Origin of the sequence: Marinovum sp. 2_MG-2023 (assembly GCF_030548265.1) — a bacterium.
GTDB lineage: Bacteria > Pseudomonadota > Alphaproteobacteria > Rhodobacterales > Rhodobacteraceae > Marinovum.
In genome coordinates, this window is record NZ_JAUOSD010000077.1 from 1 (window position 1) to 867 (window position 867).

Here is an 867-nt window from a genome sequence, read left to right on the forward strand (position 1 = left end):
AGGCGAGGCAAACTGGTCGGAATTCTCATACCGCTAAAATAGCCCGGTCATGTCTGACGAACAAGTTGGCAATGTCCACCGAGTTCCTGTTCCAACTTCTTGATTTGCAAGCTCAACGGTGGCTGCGAAACGTTTTCGCGCGCTGCGGCACGGCCAAAGTGCAGCTCTTCGGCAACCGCCACGAAGTAGCGCAACTGGTGCATTTCCATGGACTGCCCTTTCTTACCTTTTCGGTATTATGCGGGCGTAAGATAGATATCTGAAGTCTTTTTTGGGCTGTGATAGTCTTTGTGACGTCAGCGATTGATTTGATGGTTCGAGGAGGCCCGAAATGCAAACATCGGGCAGCTTGTGCAGCCAGCGCCAGCCAGAAGAAAAATTCTCCCGATCAGTGGCCCAGAGCGGCCGCGCCATTCAATGATCTGGTTAAAACTACGCACCTTCACCGCTTCACTCAGACATGAACATGCTCCCCGGTTTGCCGGTTGTGGATCGTAGCCGCTCACCACCAAAGACAGCGCAAGTCGTACTTTTGCCTGCCATGACGCGGGACAGGGAGTTGTTTAGGCCAAGCACCAAGATCAACCCGTCGATTGCCATGAATGAAGTACATCTCTTGTGTCAAAAAGCATGAAATTTTCTTGTTGCGCCAGCTAGTCCAACTTCTAACGGCTTGAGGCAAGTAGCCCCCTAACCCCAAGACCGTTTTTTCCCACAAAAGCTAATTCTTGTCTCAGGAAGGGGGAAACTGCATCTCAGGGACGGGGGGGGAGGGGGGCTCATGCGCATCGCGGGGGGGGGGGGGGGGGGGGGGGGGGGGGGGGGGGGGGGGGGGGGGGGGGGGGGGGGGGGGGGGGGGGGGGGGGG

1 pseudogene is annotated in these 867 nt (G+C 56.6%); it reads right to left on the reverse strand.

Annotation, left to right across the window (positions count from 1 at the left end):
- Positions 1–77: 77 nt before the first annotated feature.
- Positions 78–209, reverse strand: a pseudogene (locus tag Q4577_RS23665) (LysR family transcriptional regulator); the annotation flags it as partial.
- Positions 210–867 lie beyond the last annotated feature (658 nt).